Below are 20,252 nucleotides of genomic sequence, written 5' to 3'. Positions count from 1 at the left end.
CTGGATCCTTGGGTGCATTGCTGGAAAATCGCTCGGGTTTTTAGCATTTTTCTGGAGTCTGTATGGCTATTCTTGTCACTGGTGGTGCAGGTTATATTGGTTCACATACTGTTTTAACGCTACTGGAAAGAGGCGATGATGTCGTTGTCATCGATAATCTGGCGAACGCCAGCCGAATCTCGCTGGACAGGGTCGCGGAACTCACAGGAAGGGAACCCATTGTCTATATCGCTGATGTTCTCGACAGGCAGGCATTAAAAAACATTTTCGCCAACCATAACATCACTGATGTCATTCATTTTGCGGGCCTCAAATCGGTTTCCGAGTCGATAAAAGAACCCCTTGCTTACTACGAAAACAACGTCACTGGAACGCTGGTTTTACTGGATGAGATGCTGGCCGCAGGCGTTAATCGATTCATTTTTAGCTCATCTGCTACGGTATACGGTAATCCGGAAAGCGTGCCGCTGAGCGAGCAATCGCGTACGGGGGGTACCACCAATCCGTACGGTACCTCTAAATTAATGGTCGAACAGATTCTGGCCGATTTCTCCCGTGCGCAGCCCGATTTCCGCATTACCTGCCTGCGCTATTTCAACCCGGTAGGCGCCCATCCATCGGGTCGAATTGGTGAGGATCCCAACGGTATCCCCAATAACCTGGTGCCGTACATCTCCCAGGTTGCGATTGGTAAGCTGAAAACCGTGTCGGTGTACGGTAATGACTATCCAACCCCCGACGGCACCGGCGTTCGTGATTATATCCACGTCATGGATTTGGCGACCGGCCATTTAGCCGCGCTGGATAGCCAGAACAAAGGCGCAGCCTACAAGGTGATTAATCTCGGTACCGGGGTCGGTTATTCTGTGATTAATCTGATTGAGGCGTTTGAAAAAGCGGCACAGAAAAAAATAAGCTATCAGTTTGTCGACAGAAGGCCCGGCGACATTGCCGAATGTTGGTCTGACCCGTCACTGGCATACAAAGAGTTAGGCTGGAAGGCCATCTACAACCTTGATGAAATGATGCGTGACACCTGGAACTGGCAAAAAAACAACCCGAATGGTTATAACATCTGATGTACCCGGCAACGAGCCTGAGCCTCAGGCTCGTTGCCGTGACGGGCTAGCGTGCCGTTATCGTTGATACGCGATACCAGCCGCTGCTCTGCTTTCCTTCGTTGGCAAAGTTAATTCTTGCCGCCCCGGATTTATCCAGCATCGAAACCTCAATGGCGTATTGCCCTTTCGCCAGTCGACCCGGCATGGGCAATGCGTAGCTAACCTGATAAACGCCCGGGAGCCAACGTCGTATATCATCCGCCGCATTCCCCTGCGCCACTACATTATTGGCGCTATCCATCACACGAAATGCCAGCGTGTAGGGCAGATAAATCGGTGCGATACCTTCGTTATACCAGGTACTGTTCAACCTCAACGTTTGTCCGCCGTCCCACACGGACTCATGGCTCAGAGACGCTAAGCGAAACCGATAGCCCAGTTTGGTCAGCGCATCATCAACAATCGGTCGATAATCGCTGGGTATCGCTCTCGATTTCAGGTTGATCGTGCTGGCGTGCTGCTTGACCGCCCAGTCAAAAATGCCCTGCACTTCAGCACGCGTATAGTGGAAGGTATTCTTCCAGTCCTGCATATATGAACAGATTTCCAGACTGACCGGCGCACGTTTCCAGGCATCGTTAAACCCCGAATAGCTCTGCTGTGCTGCCAGTAATCGCTGCGGGTAATCATCGGCCATATGGCTCCAGTAGTCCGAAAATACGCGCAGGTCACCCCAGCAATCCGCCCGCCATCCAGCCCCTCGCGCCACCGCATTCGCCAGGCTTTGCCCACCGCTCATCAACATTATTTTCGGCGTCGAAGGGAAGGCAGAAAAGTGCATTGCGACGTAGCGGTCTAACTGCGCGGTGGTGTACTGCTCCAACAGTGGTTTCAGATCAGGGAAATTGCTGTTATGCCATTCACCCCAGGCCCCCCCACCATGCCGATATCCACAAAAGCGAGATTCGCATTACCGTCGTAGCGTTTTCCGAATGCGTTCAGCAGACGCTGGCTGTACTCAATAAACAGCGGGTCGCTTAAATCCGGAATAAATGTTTTATTATCGGGCGTCCAGCTGCCTTTCACGCCTTTTTTAATCAGCCAATCGGGAATTTTGGTGCCATCCCCCGGATCGGCAAGCACCATAAAGCGCAGCCCGACATTCATCGCGGGACGATGCGCTACCGCGTATTTGAAGGCATCATCCACCAGCGCAAAATTATACTGACCTTCAACAGGCTCCAGCTCTCGCCAGTAAAATCGCTCGTATTCAAATCCGGTATTGGGATAATCCGCCAGACCCAGCGTTTCACCGTACCCCTGATGAAAACTTGCCACGCCAATCCCCGGATTGGTTAGCGGGCCCGTTAATGCTTTGGGGGTTACGGTCGTTAATGCGGACATAACCGCCAACGGAAAGGACATCAACAACAGCGCAGAAACCCATTTACACTTCATCGCAGTGACGCCCTCCACAGGTTTGTTTACGCTAGCGGTTTTTCAGACTTAACCACCAGTCCCATATACCCACATGAAAATTTTGGAACACATCAATACCTAATGCTGATTTGATCATATACAGCGTCAGCAATACGCAGCAGGTAACGAACAACACGGCTATCAGCAGCAAAAAAGTGAGCAATATTCTCGACAGGGTCGATTCCTGACGATGCTGCCGACGCAAATCTCTGCCAAACAAAAAAACCAGATAATAGCGTTTACTGAAAAAGGGAAAGCTTCGGCGAATATCGATCTGATGCCGCGAAGTCAGAGTCGAGGCCAGGATCGCTTTTTCCACCCCTTCTTTTTGTTCAGGGGTCAACCCTTGCGCAATCGGCTCGTCAAGATGAGCATAAAATCGTTCGATGACGGGAGGACGATTTTGAGGACTGGTCAAAATTAACCTATATCTTTATCAATTGAGTGATAGACGTTAATCGTCTTTTTGGCGATTTCATGCCAGTTATAGTTTTGCAAATATACACGATAGTCCACGCTATTGGTTGCCGCCCACTCGGTTAATTTTTCGGCCAGGCTGGTCACATCCCCCACCTTAAAATAGGCCTCGGACGGCAGTTGAACTTCGAGGTTAGCCGGAATATCACTGACGACGGCAGGAAGAGAAAATGACATCGCTTCCAGCAGCGCAATGGGCAATCCTTCATGGTATGAAGGCATCACAAACAGCTGTGCCTGCGAAAACACCGCCTGAAGCTCATCACCACGCAAGAACCCCGTCATCACAACGCCAGGGGTGTCCGCGGCAAGCTTTTTGAGGCGAATGCTGTATTCGGTCGGATGATCCGCATCGCCAATTAACACTAACGGCATAGTTAAACCGCTGCGCTGATAGGCGGCGATGGCATCATGCATCCCTTTTTCTTCCACAAATCGCCCAACCACCACGAGGTAGTTTTTCGGCTGCAGCCCAAAGCGGGAGAGCGTATTGTCGATGGTCAGCGCAGATAACGACCGCGGCTCGTTGACGCCATTGTGAATTAAATGCGCATCATAGCGAGCGTGTTTTTTCTGGATCAGTTGATTAATAACCTCAGAAATCACAATCACTTCGTTGGCATATCTCACAGCCCAACGCTCACCCAGCAGCAATATTTTTTTAGCAACGAATCCCCATTTTTGACGATCGTAATCAGGTCCATGGTGGGTGAACACCACCTTCTTCCCTAACATGCGTAATAATGGGATCACAAGCCCGGGTCCGATAGCATGGACATGCACAATATCTGAATGGTCGATACTTGTCCTAAATGCCGCTAAAACGGAATGGACAATCGCTTCCAGCGAGCGCTTTTTGGGTGCCCACAGCGCGTAGGTTTCAACTTTCTTATATAACGATCGTTTGTAATTTACATACGGCGAGCGTGCAATCACGCAAATATCAACGTCCAACTGCTGCTTAATGGCAGGATATAGATTCTGACAGTGTGTCTCCACCCCGCCCAATACATCAGGAATACCACGCGTACCAAAAACCGTTATTTTTTTACTCATACTATGGCCTGCTCAGCAGTTCTTTATAGAGCGCCAGTAGAGTATCCATATGTTTACTCAGCGCATATTTTTCACTCAATCGCGCACGACCCTGTAAGCCCATGACCCGCGCCTTCTCTGGCAAGTCGGCCAGTGCATCCATCGCATTTGCTAACTCCTGCGCATTGCCAGGTTCGAATAAAATCCCTTCGATACCGTCACGAATTTGTTCCGGGATGCCGCCGATGCGCGATCCGATCACCGGCTTGCCTAAGGACATCGCCTCTAATATCGCCATAGAACAGTTTTCATAGCATTCTGAAGGAAGGATCACTGCCCGCGCATGCTTAATAAGGTTATCGAGAGCTTCCCCTTGTTGCACATAACCTAAAAACTCAACGTCCGGGTATTGGGCGACTAATTCATCGTGCAGTGGACCGTGCCCTACAATTTTCAGCGGCGCTTTGTTCTGCATTTTCTCATGCGCCGCCAATAACGTTGCCACGCCCTTTTCACGGCTCAGGCGACCGAAGTACAGCATATAGCCCGCATCGCTTACCTCACCCAGATGACGGCTGTCATCAACGCCATTGACGATGACATCAATGCGCGAATTCGGCAGCGTACGCAACAATACGCCACGTAAAAAGACGCTCGGCGAAACGATCACATCCAGCGCCTGGTAATTTTGCGCAATATACTGCCAGGTCGCCTCTAAAGAGAGCAGGAGGCTTTTTGAAGCAGAGCCTTCCTGGCAACGATACCTGAAGGCATTGAAAACCGTCCCGGTAATACAGGAATCACACACTTTACCGTCGCGCAGCATGGAATAGGCAGGACAGACGATTTTATAGTCATGCGCGGTCAGCACCGTTTTGCAGCCAAAATTGCGGGCCACTTTAATCAACGCCGGCGTTAACTGATGGTAAATGTTATGGAAGTGGACGATATCCGGACGCTCTTTTTGTAGTAGCGCCAGCATCTTTTTGCAGGCCTGCGAATTATGAATAAAGTTAACCGCCGTTTTGAGCCCGCCCAGCAGATTGCTCTCTTGGTGGTAGTCCACATTGCTGACGAAATAATCCGCATAGTCCGAAGGGAAATTGTTCTCATGCTGCATCGAGAAATCAATAACCTGCACTCCGGCCTGTTTCAGCATCTCGCGCTCTTGAAAATAAACGGTTTCCGCGCCGCCTTTAATGAAAAAAAACTTATTCACTAATAAAACTTTCATTGCGCCAGCCTTAGTTATTCATGAATGATTTTACTGTCAGGCGGAGTCAACGGATCGCGTACTGGTTTAGTCAACCCTTTAACAAGTCCCGCAGAAAGCACGGCCAGGTTCATTACGCTCTGCAATCCGTTCAATAACGATCGATTCTGCACGGTTTTCAAGATAATAAATGCAAGCAAGGGTAGAAATGCAATATCGAAAAGTTCGAGATTGAAGGTCACCGCCGCAATAAACAAGGCAATCAGATACACAGAAAAAATCGCCTCGTTCTTAACCATTTTTAACGCTTTGCCGAAATAAGGTTTTCCCCACGCACAACGTAAAAGCTCGCCCGGTGCCTGATAGTATCCACTTTTCCAGCGGTGCTTCAGCATCTGAAAGGTCGGCATGGTATGCGAAGTATGAATAAAATACGGAATATTCAGACGGCGTAGTTTATAACCCGCATCAAGCAAACGCAGGCCAAGTTCGGCTTCTTCATAAGCGTGCAAATTACGGTTGGTGAGATAACCAATTTTCTCAATCGCAGAGCGGCGATATAACCCACCACCGCCTAAATGGTCGCTATCTCCAAGCGGATAGATTTTACTAATACGCTGCTTACGCGATTTAAATTCATAGTTAACGGCATCGTCCATTTCAACGGTTCCCGCGACACCTGCATATTCCGGCTCAGCCTGCAAAAAAGCGACAGCCTGATCCACAAAGCCCTCTTCCAGCTCCATGTCGCCGTCCATCAGCAACAGATATTCCCCTTCACTATACAGATAACCTAACTGATGCCCGACGCCGCAGCAGCGATCGCCTGGGTCAGTTAAAGAGACCACGGTCACCCCTTTATCGATCGCAAGCTGTTGGGTGTTATCCGTTGACAGGCTATCTGCCACTATAATTTTATGTGGATAATCAACAAGCTGCCTGCGGATACTGTCTATCGTTTTCTCAATACATTCAGATTCATTGAGTGTTTTAATACTCACTGAAATAAACGGTTTTTGGTCCATACAATTACCCTACACAGCGAAGGACGGTTCGACGAATCACTAAACTTGATCCTAGTGATAAATAGAACAGGAATTGTAACATCGGTGTAATCATCAGTATCTGGCTGTAAGGTAAGCTAATTAAGCAACTGATAGCAAAAGCGTTAAACGCCGGTGCAAAGCTCAGCAACTGAAGATCCTGCTGGTCCAGTTGTTCAAGCGTCAGTAATGGCTTTGGCTGACAAACTTTCAGGATATAAATGAATAAGCTAATAAAAAGTAACGTGCCGATCACCCCGACTTCCCACAGCAGCATACTCAGGGAAGTCGAGTCGAGAATTAAGTTATAAATGATATTCAAAAAGCCCGGCGACACCGTACTCCCGCTGTTTGTGGCGTTGAGCCCGTAACCAAATAACGTTCCTGAAAGCCCCCACAGATCGTTATTTTTCAACCAGAACAGGAACGTCGTAAAGCGCCCTAACTCCCCGGTAGACATGATGTAGTTCGGGTCAAAGATATAGCTTAAGGAGTCGATGAAAATGCTTAACGAGCTTTTCGACGGATCGCCGCCAAACGCGGAAGAATAATAGTACGCGAGGATCACTATCGACAGGCTAATAAGCAGCAGCATGCCCGCCACAATAACCAACAGCGTTTTCAGATTAACCTTACTGACGTCTTTGACGTAGCTCGGTGAGATCCACACCCACGCGAGGAACAGAGGTGACAGCAGAATAACGAACTTCACTTCACCAATAATACATAGCCCGATCCCAAGAACAATGTGCAACGCCATGGACTTGAACGTGGTCAACCCGTGCTTATACTCAGAGACTTTTAACAACATAATCAACAGGCAAAACAGGCCCATCGCAGCAGTGTTACCGCCCCCCATGGGGTCACCGCCAAACGTGCCAACCACGGAGTCCCATTTCTCATCTTCGCCACGCACCGCAACGCGCTGGGGAACGACCAGTAAAACCTGATAAATCATTACCGGGATTTGCGCGTAAAACACCCAGTACAGATAGCGCGTTGCACGGTAAATCTGCGACTCCCGGCAAAATCCCAGCAGCAAACAGATCATCACCAGTGACAATGCGATTTCATTTTTAAATGCCACAATCGCGACGGTGATCCCGCCCTGAATCAGCGTCGATGTTCCGGCCAGTATCAGGAACGAAAAATACAACGCCAGGACAATCGTCTCCTGCGCATCCAGCTGCAGCGAGCCATCACGCGTCTGCATCACCAATAATCCCACCATCAACAGGGTCAGGAAAAAGGGGATCCACAGCACCGACTGTATGCCGGTAAAGTATTGCACCAGGCCACACAGGATCAGCGTGATAAAGCTAAAAACCTGTAAATAGTATCCGGTATTCAGCGTCATAGTATCACCGGCTTATCTTTCAGAAGATTGGCTCGCTTATTCATTTTCAGATAAATGAAGGCGTAGCGAATAAATGTCAGTGAAGAAAACAGGATAACCGACGTGGCATAATCTTTATGAAAATAGGGAATGACGACAAATGCGAATAACACAATCGCCAGCTGTTCCAGTTGGATACGCAGAAAATAGCGGTGGGAACCAAAAATAAGCTCAATCACCGTCAGAGGGCTTATCGCCAGCGCCGGGAATAAATAGGGCAACATGTAGCGCGACGTTTCAATGGAGTTAATCCAGTCTTCGCTAAAGCCCAGACGCATCACTATTGGATAGAAAATAAACACCCCGAGAGTACAGATAACCCCCAGAACCAACAGTAGCATCCGTACCCTGGTATATTCATGAAAATTAAAGGTATTATTTCTGAAGTCGATAGACCACTTGGAAAAAATAGTATTGCGCACTGCGTTGCCGATGATCACCACCGGCGCCAGGCAAAAGCGGCTAACCACGGAAAAATAACCTGCCGTCAGCGCCGAGAACCAAAAGTTAATCAACATAATCGGCAAATTGCTGCTGGCCATCGCCAGCACTTCCGCACTACCGACTTTGGTAATGTGATGGATATTTTGTTTGAAAAAATGCCAGTTACTGGCAGGTCGCAAATGTCTGGCCGCCACGGAACGAATATCAAACGAATGCAAAATACAGCTTATGGTCAGCACCATCGTCGCGCAGGCCCATGACCAATAAAACAGTTGCACCTGATGCGTAACCAGAACCGAAAGTAATACCACCACAGAGACAGAGATGCGCTGGAAAATCAGAAAACGAAAATTGGCCGTGCGCAGCGACAGGTTTTCCGAGATTAAAACCCACGCCGTCGCCAGCGTCAGCAAATAGAGGAACAGGATGTTCTGGTGAAACAGCCACGCTGACAGTACGGCGTACGGTAAGGCAATGATCGTGCTTTGGATCAGGCAAAATACGACGTTCTGTACCAGTTCGTCGTCGTGCTGTTTTGGAATTAAAAGCTGCGATGCAAAGGTACACACCTGCGCGCCCACCACGGCGATGCTGTAATTGAGCGCGTAAAGCCCCACCTCAGCCATATCATACTTGTGCGAAATCAACCAGATAGACAGCGCACCAATCAACTGCGAGATGACTGATGAACCAGCTATCGTGGAAGCGCTCTTCAGTAGACTCATACCCGGCCTGGCGTCGTCATCAGTTGATCGGTACTGAAGTTAAGTGAACGCAGACCCTCCTGGGTTTCAAGATCTTTTTCTTCAACCGCATTGAGTACCGCGCCAATCACCACGCCGTTATTTTCCTCAATCTTATCCAGTGCGCTGGCGATGTGTACCGCCGACCCCACCCCGGCTTTCACAATGAAAACAACCCCATCGACGGCACGTTTGATCAGTTGAACATCCTGACTCTGATTCACAGCAGCAACATCAATAATGATGCGCTGATAATGCGATTTCAGTTCGCGCATTAAGGGTTCAACGTGCTCCGACGACAACATCAGTAAAGAAGAGATGGTGCTCTTGCCGTGCGCAATAAAGTCGAGATTATCACTGAGCGTGATCCGCGCCTGTTCCAGCTGAGTCTCTCCGCGCAGCAGCTCAGCCAGGCCTGCGGATGTGGCTGATGCCAGTTCAGAAGAAAGCCCGCCCGTATTAAAGAAATCCGCATCAATAAGCAGCGTTTTCTGGTCAAAACTAAAGGAGTTCGCTAACAGATTCGCCAACAAAGAACGCCCATCACCGTGTTCCGTCGATGCCACGGCGAGCGTCTGTAATGGACGATTATCCAGCAGAATCCGCGTACGGATACCGTGCACAATATCGGCATTCAGCGGGTTCTTCAGGATCATGTCCCGCACTTGCGCACGCCCTGAGGTTCCACTAAAACGACGGATTTCGCCCAACGGGGTAACGTTGAGGCGCTTTTTCATGCGACTCAGGCTAGCGATTGAGTTATCCATCGCCGCTTTGACAATGAAATACATGATGCTGAACACGACCACCAGCATGACCACCATCACCAACAGCAGTGATTTATTCGGCTTCGCCGGTTTTAATGCAGGAACAGCGGGATCGTATAACACCGCATCGGCATTCACGCCGGACAGCGACAGCTCCTGAGTACGCTGATAGAGCGATTTATACAGGTCTTCCATTTTATCTAACGACAGTTTTTGGCCGTTCCAGGCATCCCGTTTTGACGCCATTTTCTGGAAGATCTCTTTCTGCTGTTCCACCTGTTGCTGATAGTTCTTTTCATCCGCCAGCGCCGCCAGATATTGCTGACGTAAGCCGACTTTCAGCTCACCCAACACCCGTCCGGTTTGGCTTTGGATCGACTGAACATCGGCCTCTGCTTTTAAAATGGCGGGGTTTTTTGGCCCATAAACTTTGCGCAGTTCAGACAACGTACGCTGCGCCTGAATCAGCGCAATGCGCAGATCCTGAATCTGAGCGTGGTTAGAGACCGAAGGCAGCGAGATAACGCTTTCGGCGGACTTCCCTGCGCCATTCACTTCGTTATAAACGGATTCAGCGGCAACACGACGTTGGGTCGCATCGGCCAGACGATTGGTCACGATACTTAACTGCTCGGTTTCAAAACCATCTATACCGCGAAAGGTCAACAGCCCGGCATTTTTCAGATAGCTTTCCATCTCTTCTTTTTGCTTCGCTATCGACTTCTGAATCTCTTCCATTTTTTCATAATTCAGTTCGCGGGCTTTCTCTACTTTCTGACGCTTTTGCTCCAGCGTATAGTTGATGAAAGCCTGCGCGACGCCGTTGGCGATATCAGCCGCAACCTGGGGCGAAGTCGATTCATAGGTAATAGAGGCGAGGTTCGTTGTCCGAATACCGATGACATTCAGGTTTTTCGACAACGTTTTCAGCGCCAGCTCCATTCTCAGTTGCCGACTTTCATTGCTATCAGCGCCCTGAGCATCGGCTTTTTCCCCGGTAAATGCCGGGTTTTCATCCAGCTTCATATCGCGAACGGCTTGCTCGAGCACAATTCGTGAATGCATCAACGCATATTGCGTTTCGTAGTAACCACTGCGCGTTGAATCGAAACCATCAACCTGTGGGAACGGAGAAACGTTATCGGCCTGCGCCTTAATCAGCACCGTCGCCGTTGATACATACTTTGAGGACATCATGCTGATTAACGGATAAGCCACGACCCCGGCAACGATACCGGCCAGCGCGATTTTCCAGGCGTTCTTTTTCAGCGCTTTGGCAAAGCGGGAGAATTCAACAGTGCTTTCTCGTTTTTTGCCGTTTTCCACTATTGATAGTTTCATCGTCAGAAGAACCCCATGCCAATAATCACGACATCCCCAGGATGAACAGAGTGCGTTAAATCAACATTCTCAAGCAGCTGATTGCTACCTGACAGGCGAATGTTGATATCTTGACGGTCAGCACGATCTGTAAATCCCCCCGCCTGCGCAATAGATTTCTCGACGGTAAGCCCTGGCTCATAAGCGAATCCATTCGGACTTTTCACCTCGCCAGAAACATAGTATTTACGGAACTCGGCAATACTCACCGTCACCATCGGAGTAGTAAAATAATCTCCAGTCAGGCGTTGAGTTAATTCGTTAGTCACTTGCTCAACAGTTTTATCTTTTAATATAAGAGCACCAACAAACGGGAAATTAATCTCCCCACTCTTATCCAAAATAAACCGCATCGTCATATCGGGTTGACCATGAACAGCGATATTGACAGTATCCCCTGCCCCAAGTCGGTAATCCTGCTGAACAGTAGCAGGATCGTCCATTAACCTCGGGCTGGACGTTGTGCATCCGACCATCAGGATACTGAATAGCAAAACCGCGCACAGTTCTATTATTTTCATTTTAGATCTGAACCTTAGCTTTAAGCATAATCATAGAATTATCATAACCCAACGTTCTGATGACTTCCTGATTGTCGTTGGGACCGATATAAAACGAATCAGTATCCTTATTCGAATTCAACGTATCTATTTGATATTTAATCTCAAAATTGACCGACGGTGTGTAGTCATAGCTCATGGTTACGCTAAATACCCCATCTTTATCATGCCGATCTTTATTCTGTTTTTTATAGTCTTCTGAAGTGTATGAGTAATCCAGCAAGGTAGAGAAACGGTTGCCTAACCAGAAGTGCTGGTAAGAAAGACCATACTGGGTGACTAAAATATATCCCCCAACTTCCGATGGGTCTTTAATGCTTTGCGCTGAATGCACCGTGAAAACAGACTGTTGTAACGGCTTCCACTCCCCTTTTATATCCCAGTTTAGACCATTAAAATCATGCGAGTTTGCGTTGTTTTCAAATGTCTTGTACAACCATGAAATATTCATGTCGACATTGGTTTTTCCCGTCAACTGCGACTTCAGGCCATACAGTAAATAATACTCATTAGTGTCTTTTTCTGAGTTGTTATCATAGTGACGCTGGTTAGTAATAAAGCTATAGCGAAAACGCGTTCTGGATGTGTATTGGTCAAAAATTTCTGCCACCAGGCTATTTTCGTGCCATTCCTGTTCCTGAATGTAATTGTAGAAATCTTCACTACTCTCCTGGGCGTCAGACGTATTGCCGAACGTCAGTTTTTTGTATAACAACGCCAGTTCCGCTTTCCCGCGCCCATCCGGCGCGCCATAGCTATAGCGCAATTCACTGTTAATAAAATTCGTCGTCAGCGGAGATTTAATCCCATACTGCTCGAATTGACCCGGTAGAAACCCCTCAGTGATCCCTCGACCGCGGGATTCGTGCCCAAGCGTATCCTCCAGATTGAGTGTTAAGCCGTGCTTGAGCCCATAGCGCCAGGCACCGTTAAAACGGAAAAAATGATCGTTATAGTTATCAGCGGAATCGCTTGAGTAGTTACGATAATCACCGGAGTACATCAGTAAATACTTATCCTGACCGCGCTCTCCGATCATACTCAAAACGGGCGCTGCGCTCTGAAACGAGGAACCGATAGCATCTCTGCTATGTGGCTGATAAGACACGTTATCATTATAACCATAGTCCACAGCGACCTTGCCCTGGAAGTCGATCCCCGCAAAGCCAATGTGTGATTTCGGTGTTAAATCAGCCCATACGGGCTGCGATATCACGATTCCGGTAATCACGAGTAATTTAGTATGCATTCTTACCGATAAATCCTTTAAAAATAGTTTTAATAATAATTTTTATATCCAACCATAAAGACCAGTTTTGAATGTACTCAATATCGTACTGAACCCTTTTTTCCATCTTATAAAGCGCATCGATTTCCCCGCGGAAACCGTTGATCTGCGCAAGCCCGGTGATCCCAGGCTTAACTTTATGGCGGATCATGTAATTTTCGACCTGTTTACGGTACTGCTCATTATGCGTAACCGCATGAGGTCTGGGACCGACAATCGACATACTTCCCTGCAATACATTGATAAATTGGGTAATGGTGCCAACTTACTGATTTAGTGTATGATGGTGTTTTTGAGGTGCTCCAGTGGCTTCTGTTTCTATCAGCTGTCCCTCCTGTTCAGCTACTGAAGGCGTGGTGCGTAACGGTAAAAGCACTGCCGGACATCAGCGCTATCTCTGCTCTCACTGCCGTAAAACATGGCAGCTACAGTTCACTTACACCGCCTCTCAGCCCGGTACACACCAGAAAATTATTGATATGGCCATGAATGGCGTCGGATGTCGCGCCAGTGCACGCATTATGGGCGTTGGCCTCAACACGATTTTACGACACTTAAAAAACTCAGGCCGCAGTCGGTAAACTCACGCATACAACCGGGCAGTGACGTCATTGTTTGCGCGGAAATGGACGAACAGTGGGGTTACGTCGGCGCTAAATCACGCCAGCGCTGGTTGTTTTACGCGTATGACAGGATACGGAGGACGGTTGTGGCGCACGTATTCGGTGAACGCACGTTGGCCACGCTGGAGCGTCTTCTTGGCCTGCTGTCGGCCTTTGAGGTCGTGGTATGGATGACGGATGGCTGGCCGCTTTATGAATCACGCCTGAAGGGAGAACTGCACGTTATCAGCAAGCGATATACGCAGCGCATTGAGCGGCATAACCTGAATCTGAGGCAGCATCTGGCAAGGCTGGGCAGGAAGTCACTGTCGTTCTCAAAATCGGTGGAGCTGCATGACAAAGTCATCGGGCATTATCTGAACATAAAACACTATCAGTAAGTTGGAGTCATTACCGGCGCCGTTTGCTGGATTATCCGCACACTATTATTTGCTAATGCTTCGCTGGATGCCAACATGATGTTTGTGCTGATCGGCCTGATGTTACAAGGATTCTGCTGGGACTTTTTCTTTACCGTGGGCGACATTTATGTTGACCGTAAAGCCGCGCCAGAGATCAAAGCACAAGCCCAAAGCTTACGATTTATCGTCTCCAACGGCGTTGGTCTGCTATTTGCTTCTACCGTATGCGGGCAAATCTTTAATAACACCGTGACGGAACAAGGTCCAGAGTCGTTACCACAATGGGAAACATTCTGGCTAGTTTCAGCAGGCGTTGCCGCAGTGGTCAGCGTATTCTTCCTGATTTTCTTCCGGGACGATATTTCCAAACGCAAAACGGACCTCACATTGAAAAAAGCAAACTCCTGATCGTTAAAGACTCTCTCATTAAGGTAATTGCATGAATAATCTGGCTGCCATCATCAATGAGCAAGGATTGTTGCCTTTAACTACGATCATCAAAATCAGCATTGCATTTATTCTGGGTGGCATTATTGGCCTGGAAAGGGAATCGAAAGGGAAACCGGTCGGCTTCAAAACCTGCGTTATTTTATCCGTAGCCAGCTGCGTGTTAACTGTCGTATCAATACAATCTGCTGAATACTATGCTGAAATTTCGATGAATATCCGTAGCGATCCTATGCGCCTGGCGGCCCAGATTATCAGCGGCGTTGGTTTTCTCGGTGCGGGAGTCATTCTGCACCGACATGACGATGCTATGGAAGGTGCGAACAAGTTCCTGATATGAGATCATCATATTCATCCGGAGCGCATCCCAGAGGGACATCATGAGCCATCAACTCACCTTCGCCGATAGTGAATTCAGCACTAAGCGCCGTCAGACCCGAAAAGAGATTTTCCTCTCCCGCATGGAGCAGATTCTGCCATGGCAGAATATGACCGCTGTCATCGAGCCGTTTTATCCCAAGGCGGGCAATGGCCGACGGCCCTATCCGCTGGAGACCATGCTGCGTATTCACTGCATGCAGCATTGGTACAACCTGAGCGACGGTGCCATGGAAGATGCCCTGTACGAAATCGCCTCCATGCGCCTGTTTGCCCGATTATCCCTGGATAGCGCCCTGCCGGATCGCACCACCATCATGAATTTCCGCCACCTGCTCGAGCAGCATCAACTGGCCCGTCAATTGTTCAAGACCATCAATCGCTGGCTGGCCGAAGCAGGCGTCATGATGACCCAAGGCACTTTGGTGGATGCCACCATCATTGAGGCACCCAGCTCTACCAAGAACAAAGAGCAGCAACGCGATCCGGAGATGCATCAGACCAAGAAAGGCAATCAGTGGCACTTTGGCATGAAGGCCCACATTGGTGTCGATGCCAAGAGTGGCCTGACCCACAGCCTGGTCACCACCGCGGCCAACGAGCATGACCTCAATCAGCTGGGTAATCTGCTTCATGGAGAGGAGCAATTTGTCTCAGCCGATGCCGGCTACCAAGGAGCGCCACAGCGCGAGGAGCTGGCCGAGGTGGATGTGGACTGGCTGATCGCCGAGCGTCCCGGCAAGGTAAAAACCTTGAAGCAGCATCCGCGCAAGAACAAAACGGCCATCAACATCGAATACATGAAAGCCAGCATCCGTGCCAGGGTGGAGCACCCGTTTCGCATCATCAAGCGGCAGTTCGGCTTCGTGAAAGCCAGATACAAGGGGCTGCTGAAAAACGATAACCAACTGGCGATGTTATTCACCCTGGCCAACCTGTTTCGGGTGGACCAAATGATACGTCAGTGGGAGAGATCTCAGTAAAAACCGGAAATAACGCCAGAAATGGTGGAAAAAATAGCCTAAATAGGCTGATTCGATGTGTTTGCGGGAAAAAAATCGGCCCAGATCCGCGAAATTTTAATCAGCGAGTCAGCTTGGGAAGAAATGACCTGCTTATTCGCACCTTCCCTATCTCTGGTCTTACTACTGCAGCAATTGTCTGGGCATCTGCAGGGGTGGGAATCACCTGTGGAGCCGGTTTTTATTTTCATGCTTTTTTTGCCACGGCTTTATTTTTACTCGCCATCAAACTAAGCCCATTCATTATTTTCTTACAGACCAGAAACCAGTTTCCCGGAAAAGTAAAAGTGCGGGTTATTCTTGATCAACGCGACGCTCTCGAAAATCTGATAACCCGCATTCATCAACAGAAAAACATTATTGAAAACATCACGATCAGGGATATCAAGAAGGGCAAAATTGAGGTTAATCTCAAAATCGTAATACGTAAAAAGATGACCTTGCCCGACTTATACCACGATCTGACTCATGTTGAACACGTCTGCGCCATCGCACTTGAACATTAATACACCTTATATTCTTCTTTAAAATCAGGGGGGTTCGCCCCTGAAATAGCCACTCAGTATCCATCCAGCCTCTAAATACTTACTTTTTATAATGTTAAATAATTGTTGTTTTTGATCACAAATAATAAACAAACAAGCCAATTCTGTGCGCGTTTTTCAAAAATGTAGATATTTTTAATTTATGGCTACGAAACGAGCTGCGCCATATCTCCCTGACAATCTACTGAGAGGAACGATTTGATGAACGCACTGACTGCCGTAAAACCGAACGCTGATGATCCAGCCCAGCACTACAGCGGTTTCACGTTGAAACCATCAGCCCAGTCCCCACGCCTGCTGGAGCTGACTTTTTCCGCTGAAACCACTGAGCAATTTCTGAAAGCCGTAGCGCAGTGGCCGGTGCAGGCACTGGAATACAAATCCTTCCTGCGCTTCAAAGTGGGCAAGATCCTCGACGACCTGTGCGGCAATCAGTTGCAGCCTTTGCTGCTGAAAACGTTGCTCGATCGTGCCGAAGGCGCACTGCTGATCAACGCTGTTGGCGTAGATGATGTGGCACAGGCTGAAGAGATGGTCAAGCTGGCGACGGCGGTAGCGCATCTTATCGGGCGCTCCAATTTTGATGCGATGAGCGGTCAATACTATGCCCGTTTTGTGGTGAAAAACGTTGATAACTCAGACAGCTATCTGCGCCAGCCGCACCGTGTAATGGAGCTGCATAACGACGGAACCTACCTCGAAGAAATCACCGACTATGTGCTGATGATGAAGATTGACGAGCAGAACATGACCGGCGGTAACTCGCTGCTGCTGCACCTCGACGACTGGGAACATCTGGATCAGTACTTTACCCACCCGCTGGCGCGTCGCGCCATGCGCTTTGCCGCACCGCCAAGCAAAAACGTCAGCCAGGAAGTGTTCCATCCGGTGTTTGACGTTGACCAGCAGGGCCGCCCGGTGATGCGCTACATCGACCAGTTCGTCCAGCCTAAAGATTATGAAGAAGGCGTCTGGCTGAGCGATTTGTCCGATGCGTTGGAAACCAGCAAGGCCATTATTTCCGTTCCGGTTTCAGTCGGTAAATTCCTGCTAATCAACAACCTGTTCTGGTTGCACGGTCGCGATCGCTTCACCTCGCATCCTGACCTGCGCCGCGAACTGATGCGCCAGCGTGGTTATTTCGCTTACGCGACAAACCACTACCAGACCCATCAGTAAGCGCGAAGGAATAAAGCGGATGTATGATTTTGTGATTATTGGCGGCGGCATTATCGGCATGTCGACCGCCATGCAGCTGATTGATGTCTATCCGGACGCCAGAATCGCGCTGCTGGAAAAAGAGTCCGGCCCGGCCTGTCATCAGACGGGCCACAACAGCGGCGTAATTCATGCCGGGGTCTATTACACCCCCGGCAGCCTGAAGGCGCAGTTTTGCCTGGCCGGAAATCGCGCCACAAAAGCCTTTTGCGACCAAAACGGCATCCGCTACGACGTCTGCGGAAAAATGCTGGTTGCCACCTCCGAACTGGAAATGGAGCGCATGCGCGCGCTGTGGGATCGCACCGCCGCTAACGGCCTTGAGCGCGAATGGCTGAATGCGCAGGAGCTTCGCGAGCGTGAACCCAACATCACCGGGCTGGGCGGTATTTTTGTTCCGTCGAGCGGGATCGTCAGCTACCGCGAAGTTACCGCCGCGATGGCGAAGATATTTCAGGCCAAAGGCGGTGAGATTATCTACAACGCTGAGGTCAGCGCGCTAAAAGAGCACGCTGCGGGCGTTGTCGTACATACCCGTCAGGGTCAGGAATTTGAGGGAGCGACGCTGATTAGCTGCTCTGGCCTGATGGCGGACCGACTAGTGAAAATGCTCGGCGTTGAACCCGGCTTTATCATCTGTCCGTTCCGTGGCGAATATTTCCGTCTGGCGTCAGAACATAACCAGATAGTCAACCATCTGATCTACCCCATCCCCGACCCGGCGATGCCGTTTCTCGGCGTTCATCTGACCCGGATGATTGACGGCAGCGTCACCGTGGGCCCCAACGCGGTACTGGCATTTAAACGTGAAGGCTACCGTAAACGCGACTTCTCGCTCAGCGATACGCTGGAGATCCTCAGCTCTTCCGGCATTCGTCGCGTGCTGCAAAATAACCTGCGCTCAGGACTTGGCGAAATGAAAAATTCGCTGTGCAAAAGCGGTTATCTGCGGCTGGTACAAAAGTACTGCCCGAGTCTGACGCTCAAGGATCTGCAGCCCTGGCCTGCAGGCGTGCGGGCACAGGCTGTGTCGCCGGACGGCAAGCTAATCGACGATTTCCTGTTTGTCACCACGCCACGCTCAATTCACACCTGTAACGCACCTTCTCCGGCAGCAACGTCGGCGATCCCTATCGGCGCGCATATTGTCAGCAAAGTTCATGCGCTGCTGGAGAACCAGAGTAATCCCGGACGCACGCTGCGTGCGGCACGTAGCGTGGAAACATTACACGCCGCATTCACCCGTTAAAACGATTTAGACAGGACGCAATTATGCAACTTAACGATCCAACCTTATTTCGCCAGCAGGCACTGATCGACGGCAACTGGCGTGACGCCAACAGCGGCGAGACCATCGCGGTGACCAACCCCGCCAACGGTCAGCAATTAGGTAGCGTACCGAAAATGGGGGCAGATGAAACCCGCGAAGCGATTAACGCCGCTAACCGCGCTCTGCCCGCCTGGCGTGCGCTGACCGCCAAAGAGCGGGCCAACATCCTGCGCCGCTGGTTCAACCTGATGATTGAGCATCAGGACGATCTCGCCCGTCTGATGACCCTGGAACAGGGTAAACCGCTGGCAGAAGCCAAAGGTGAAATCACCTATGCTGCTTCCTTTATTGAGTGGTTTGCCGAAGAGGGCAAACGTATCTATGGCGATACGATCCCCGGCCACCAGGCCGACAAACGCCTAATCGTCATCAAACAGCCGATCGGCGTTACCGCCGCGATTACGCCGTGGAACTTCCCCGCGGCGATGATTACCCGCAAAGCCGGTCCGGCGCTGGCGGCTGGTTGCACAATGGTGCTTAAACCGGCCAGCCAGACCCCCTACTCCGCACTGGCGCTGGCAGAGCTTGCCAATCGCGCCGGGATCCCGGCAGGCGTTTTCAGTGTGGTGACCGGTTCAGCGAGCGCGGTCGGCAACGAGCTGACTGGCAACCCGCTGGTACGCAAGCTGTCATTTACCGGCTCAACCGAAATTGGCCGTCAGTTAATGCAGCAGTGCGCCAAAGACATCAAAAAAGTGTCGCTGGAGCTGGGCGGCAATGCGCCGTTTATCGTCTTTGACGATGCCGATCTTGATAAAGCCGTGGAAGGCGCACTGGCATCAAAGTTCCGTAACGCTGGCCAAACCTGTGTCTGCGCCAACCGCCTGTACGTGCAGGACGGCGTGTATGAGCGTTTTGCCGAAAAACTCCAGCAGGCAGTGAGCAAACTGCACCTCGGTGATGGTCTGCAGCCTGACGTCACCACCGGGCCGCTGATCGACGAGAAAGCGGTAGCCAAAGTGCAGGAACACATCGCCGATGCTCTGGATAAAGGCGCGCGCATTATCGCGGGTGGCAAACCTCACGCACTCGGCGGCAACTTCTTCCAGCCCACCATTTTGGTGGATGTGCCTGACAACGCGAAGGTCGCCAAAGAAGAGACGTTCGGCCCGCTGGCTCCGCTGTTCCGGTTTAAGGACGAGGCTGACGTCATCGCTCAGGCTAATGACACTGAGTTTGGTCTGGCCGCCTATTTCTACGCCCGTGATTTGAGCCGCGTCTTTCGCGTTGGCGAAGCGCTGGAATACGGCATTGTCGGGATTAACACCGGCATTATCTCCAACGAAGTCGCCCCGTTTGGGGGAATCAAAGCCTCCGGTCTTGGCCGTGAAGGATCGAAATACGGCATCGAAGACTACTTAGAAATCAAATATATGTGCATCGGCCTTTAATAAAATAAATA

General features: G+C 50.0%; 15 protein-coding genes and 5 pseudogenes. 9 read left to right on the top strand and 11 right to left on the bottom strand.

Translation table 11 applies throughout. The annotated features are described in order from the left end of the window. The first annotated feature begins 62 nt into the window (after positions 1-62). A complete protein-coding gene (gene galE / locus HV037_RS06365) occupies positions 63-1,079 on the top strand; it encodes a UDP-glucose 4-epimerase GalE (protein WP_016154109.1) in 1,017 nt (338 codons plus the stop codon). A 46-nt stretch (positions 1,080-1,125) separates the two neighbouring features. Here galE and HV037_RS06360 read toward each other — a convergent pair. The 11 genes and pseudogenes from HV037_RS06360 to HV037_RS06310 all read right to left on the bottom strand — a co-directional run. Beyond that, a pseudogene (locus HV037_RS06360) lies at positions 1,126-2,519 on the bottom strand (DUF4832 domain-containing protein). Between the two features lie 31 nt (positions 2,520-2,550). Continuing rightward, positions 2,551-2,958, bottom strand: a complete 408-nt coding sequence (locus HV037_RS06355; protein ID WP_016154111.1) for a hypothetical protein — start codon at positions 2,956-2,958, stop codon at positions 2,551-2,553. A gap of 2 nt (positions 2,959-2,960) precedes the next feature. Then, a complete protein-coding gene (locus HV037_RS06350) occupies positions 2,961-4,073 on the bottom strand; it encodes a glycosyltransferase family 4 protein (RefSeq protein ID WP_016157268.1) in 1,113 nt (370 codons plus the stop codon). A gap of 1 nt (position 4,074) precedes the next feature. Beyond that, complete coding sequence (locus tag HV037_RS06345; protein ID WP_103284132.1) at positions 4,075-5,286, bottom strand: glycosyltransferase family 4 protein; 1,212 nt, start codon at positions 5,284-5,286, stop codon at positions 4,075-4,077. A gap of 14 nt (positions 5,287-5,300) precedes the next feature. After that, the gene (locus tag HV037_RS06340; RefSeq protein WP_016154114.1) at positions 5,301-6,290 is read right to left on the bottom strand and encodes a glycosyltransferase; all 990 of its coding nucleotides are present in this window, start codon (positions 6,288-6,290) and stop codon (positions 5,301-5,303) included. 4 nt (positions 6,291-6,294) lie between these two features. Beyond that, the gene (locus HV037_RS06335) at positions 6,295-7,665 is read right to left on the bottom strand and encodes a capsular biosynthesis protein (protein WP_101701229.1); all 1,371 of its coding nucleotides are present in this window, start codon (positions 7,663-7,665) and stop codon (positions 6,295-6,297) included. Then, complete coding sequence (locus HV037_RS06330) at positions 7,662-8,873, bottom strand: capsular biosynthesis protein (protein ID WP_103284133.1); 1,212 nt, start codon at positions 8,871-8,873, stop codon at positions 7,662-7,664. The genes HV037_RS06335 and HV037_RS06330 overlap by 4 nt, the downstream gene beginning before the upstream one ends. After that, complete coding sequence (locus HV037_RS06325) at positions 8,870-10,999, bottom strand: tyrosine-protein kinase domain-containing protein (RefSeq protein ID WP_103284134.1); 2,130 nt, start codon at positions 10,997-10,999, stop codon at positions 8,870-8,872. The genes HV037_RS06330 and HV037_RS06325 overlap by 4 nt, the downstream gene beginning before the upstream one ends. A 2-nt stretch (positions 11,000-11,001) precedes the next feature. Next, positions 11,002-11,559, bottom strand: a complete 558-nt coding sequence (locus HV037_RS06320; protein ID WP_016154118.1) for a polysaccharide biosynthesis/export family protein — start codon at positions 11,557-11,559, stop codon at positions 11,002-11,004. A 1-nt stretch (position 11,560) separates the two neighbouring features. Further along, positions 11,561-12,847 carry an outer membrane beta-barrel protein gene (locus HV037_RS06315; RefSeq protein WP_046274862.1) on the bottom strand — a complete coding sequence of 429 codons (1,287 nt, stop codon included), beginning with the start codon at positions 12,845-12,847 and terminating at the stop codon, positions 11,561-11,563. After that, a pseudogene (locus HV037_RS06310) lies at positions 12,837-13,136 on the bottom strand (sugar transferase); the annotation flags it as partial. The gene HV037_RS06315 and the pseudogene HV037_RS06310, both read right to left, overlap by 11 nt. A gap of 55 nt (positions 13,137-13,191) precedes the next feature. On the opposite strand from HV037_RS06310, the gene HV037_RS06305 reads away from it, so the two are divergent. The 8 genes and pseudogenes from HV037_RS06305 (at position 13,192) to gabD (ending at position 20,241) form a co-directional block, all read left to right on the top strand. Beyond that, positions 13,192-13,889 (top strand): IS1 family transposase gene (locus HV037_RS06305; protein ID WP_223274117.1). Its coding sequence is split into 2 segments (ribosomal slippage): positions 13,192-13,441 and positions 13,441-13,889, totalling 699 coding nucleotides; the frame shifts between segments, so codons are not numbered across the junction. Between the two features lie 6 nt (positions 13,890-13,895). Continuing rightward, positions 13,896-14,318: pseudogene (locus HV037_RS06300) on the top strand (MFS transporter); the annotation flags it as partial. A 31-nt stretch (positions 14,319-14,349) separates the two neighbouring features. Beyond that, positions 14,350-14,670 (top strand): annotated as a pseudogene (locus tag HV037_RS06295) (MgtC/SapB family protein); the annotation flags it as partial. A 67-nt stretch (positions 14,671-14,737) separates the two neighbouring features. Continuing rightward, positions 14,738-15,718, top strand: coding sequence for an IS5-like element ISKpn26 family transposase (locus HV037_RS06290; protein ID WP_000019445.1), 981 nt, complete (start codon positions 14,738-14,740; stop codon positions 15,716-15,718). Positions 15,719-15,867: 149 nt separating this feature from the next. Next, a pseudogene (locus HV037_RS06285) lies at positions 15,868-16,263 on the top strand (DUF493 family protein); the annotation flags it as partial. Between the two features lie 240 nt (positions 16,264-16,503). Further along, complete coding sequence (gene glaH / locus HV037_RS06280; protein WP_016154132.1) at positions 16,504-17,481, top strand: glutarate dioxygenase GlaH; 978 nt, start codon at positions 16,504-16,506, stop codon at positions 17,479-17,481. 19 nt (positions 17,482-17,500) lie between these two features. Beyond that, positions 17,501-18,769, top strand: a complete 1,269-nt coding sequence (lhgO, locus tag HV037_RS06275) for an L-2-hydroxyglutarate oxidase (protein ID WP_016157289.1) — start codon at positions 17,501-17,503, stop codon at positions 18,767-18,769. A gap of 23 nt (positions 18,770-18,792) precedes the next feature. Beyond that, positions 18,793-20,241, top strand: coding sequence for an NADP-dependent succinate-semialdehyde dehydrogenase (gene gabD / locus HV037_RS06270; protein WP_016157290.1), 1,449 nt, complete (start codon positions 18,793-18,795; stop codon positions 20,239-20,241). The last annotated feature ends 11 nt before the right edge of the window (positions 20,242-20,252 follow it).

Source organism: Citrobacter sp. RHBSTW-00017 (assembly GCF_013797615.1).
Lineage (GTDB): Bacteria > Pseudomonadota > Gammaproteobacteria > Enterobacterales > Enterobacteriaceae > Citrobacter > Citrobacter braakii.
Note: the sequence above shows the minus strand (reverse complement) of the source record. Positions and strands in the feature narration are given on the sequence as shown.